1 protein-coding gene is annotated in these 544 nt (G+C 77.0%); it reads right to left on the reverse strand.

The window, feature by feature from the left end; genetic code table 11:
* Window positions 1–544 (reverse strand): MFS transporter (locus KUM32_RS40310; RefSeq protein WP_217146660.1); only part of this gene is annotated, 544 nt, incomplete at both ends.

A 544-nucleotide genomic window follows, 5' to 3' on the forward strand; every position in this document is an offset into this window, starting at 1 on the left:
GTGCGACAGGGAGTGCGGCGCCTCGCTCAGCGGCAGCGCGACGCCGCTCCACAGCGTGCTGAACGCGGTGAAGATCAGCAGGCCGAGCGCGGCCCGCAGGCGCAGCAGGCGCTCCCGCGCGAAGAGGGTGACCGTGGAGCGCAGAAGTCGCCCGTAGCCCAGGGCCGCCGGCGGGGCGCCGGTGTGGCGCGGCAGCACGCGGTGCAGGACCAGCGCGAGCAGCGCGGTGAGCACCGCCGACGCGAGGTAGACGGAGCGCCAGCCGGCGAGGTCGGCCATGGCGCCGGAGGCGGTGCGGGCGAGCAGGATGCCGCTGACCACGCCGCTGGTCACCAGGCCGACGACGCGTCCGCGCTGGGCGGGCGGGGCCAGCGAGGCCGCGAAGGCCACCAGCGTCTGGGTGACGACGGCGAGCAGCCCCAGGGCGACCATGCCCGCGAGCAGGACCGCCGCCGTGGGGGCCACGGCGATCGTCGCCAACGCCGCGACCAGGAGCAGCAGTTGCACCACGACGAGCCGCCGGCGGTCGGCCACGTCGCCCCGC

Source organism: Streptomyces sp. AC627_RSS907, from assembly GCF_019049165.1.